General features: G+C 29.0%; 2 protein-coding genes. Both read right to left on the bottom strand.

The genetic code is table 11. The features are described from left to right. Window positions 1-1,315: hypothetical protein (locus tag U9R42_12115; GenBank protein ID MEA3496762.1), on the bottom strand; the 1,315-nt coding region annotated here is incomplete at its 3' end. A 58-nt stretch (window positions 1,316-1,373) separates the two neighbouring features. Continuing rightward, window positions 1,374-1,980: T9SS type A sorting domain-containing protein (locus U9R42_12110; GenBank protein MEA3496761.1), on the bottom strand; the 607-nt coding region annotated here is incomplete at its 5' end.

Raw genomic sequence — 1,980 nt, 5'->3', positions numbered from 1 at the left:
GTATCCATGAATTAGAAAAATTATTTGACCCACTTATGCTATCATCAAATATCCAGAAAAGCGAATCTACTTGTGAGGAATCTTGAACATAAAACTGTGTGGTATCGCTAAAGCAAGTACCTATTGCCTCAAAATCGGGTTTGAAGAAGTAGGATTGGATGAAGATAGGTAACCCCTCTTGACAATTTCGTCCTCCAAGATATTTCCCTGAATCAATAAAATTGCACGCTACACCTATTACATCTGGATTATTAATCACTGCTACATATTTCGATTTTTTAAACAAAGTACTTCCTTGCCCCGCATATATTTTATTGTTTTTTGCTAACTGTAAAGAATAAAATGTATTTCCAGTGGTTGCAATTTGCTTAATGGAGTTTTTTATTAGAGAATCATTCATTGATGCAAGATTCATTTGAAAAATTGCACCAGCTACAACATATAAAACATTCCCATTAGATGAAAATTCTGCACCTGTAGGATAAAACAAGGCGATACTAAATCTAAATAAAATTTTCCCAGTTGTACAGCTAAAATCAAGTAATTCTACATTTTTTCGTCCATAAATGGAACTACCAGGTGGATTAGTTTGTATTGTATGGACTAATAAATCTCCACGTGGAGATATTCTTAAATAGCCACCCTTATGTGATAACCATCCAATAGAATTCCCCCCTTGCCCAACACCTAAATAATCACCAGTATTTGAATAAACAGGATTTTCAATACCATTTTTTGAAATTTTAAATGAAATATAATTTTTTGAATTCCATAAATGTGTAATAACCCAAAAAGATTGCTTATTTGTGTGCTGTACTGCAGTTAATTTTAAAACAACATTATTAAATAAAATATTTTGTTTTGAAATTACTTTTCCTAGCCCATTATTGTACGTTAAATCTATAATTGAATAATATAAAGTGGATGGATTATTAACACAATTGTCAATAGAAAAGATATAATATTGTTTTTTATTAGCAGGGTTGGGAATTATAACTGAAACATAAGAATAATTAAAAGGATACGAAGCATTTTGATTCGAGATTGTATCACCATTCTCCATTATTAAATGATCTTTATTCCATACATAATCTCCATTAGTATAAAAAAGCAATTGTCCTTTATTATCCGAAATCGATGCACATGATATCATGGCATTCATTGCAGAGTTCGTATCATATTGTACAGTATTATCACTAAAATGTAATCCCGCTTTCCCCCCAAAATACCACCAATCAGTTTCTCCATTTTGACAAAATAGATTAGTAAAGAAAACAAAAAAAATAATTACAAGGAATGTTTTTTTGTATGACATAAAATACTAAATATATTAAGACTGGCAATTTTGTGAAAATTACCAGTCTTTGATTTTGTTATAATTTTAAAAAATTAATGGTTTTAGTAAAATTATTATTATAAAGATATATAAAGTAATTTCCTGATTCAAAATGCGAAACATCTATCTTTGTTTGAATCTTATCAGTATTTCCCTTAAAAACAATTTTTCCATTAATGTTAAAAACAGAGATATTAAGTTTAGTTTTAATATTGTTTTCTATTTTAAAATATAACAATTTATTTACTGGGTTAGGAAAACAATTTACAATTATTTCCTTTTTATTAATTTTGCTAATAGCGGAAATTATTGGTGGATCAGTTGGTAAGCGAAAATTTTCGTAACTACCAATATCTATAGTATTACTACCCATAAAATTATTGTAAATTCTTTGCTCCATTTGAGTATGCCCATCCAAATCAGTTATGCTAATTGGAGTAACTGTATTGATTCCGGCATCTCTACAAGGAGAATTTGCCCAACTGATTCTATAACCATAGTTTCCCATACCAAAACTTGGATCATCATTAAAAGTTCCATTTGCATTTGGTGTTGCTGTTAAATTAGGATCCTCAATACAACAATGGTCAAAATAAACAGGAATAGTAGATGGAAGTAATCCAGATAAAAATTGATTAATATTG

This window comes from Bacteroidota bacterium, assembly GCA_034723125.1.
Taxonomy (GTDB): domain Bacteria; phylum Bacteroidota; class Bacteroidia; order CAILMK01; family JAAYUY01; genus JAYEOP01.
Note: the sequence above shows the minus strand (reverse complement) of the source record. Positions and strands in the feature narration are given on the sequence as shown.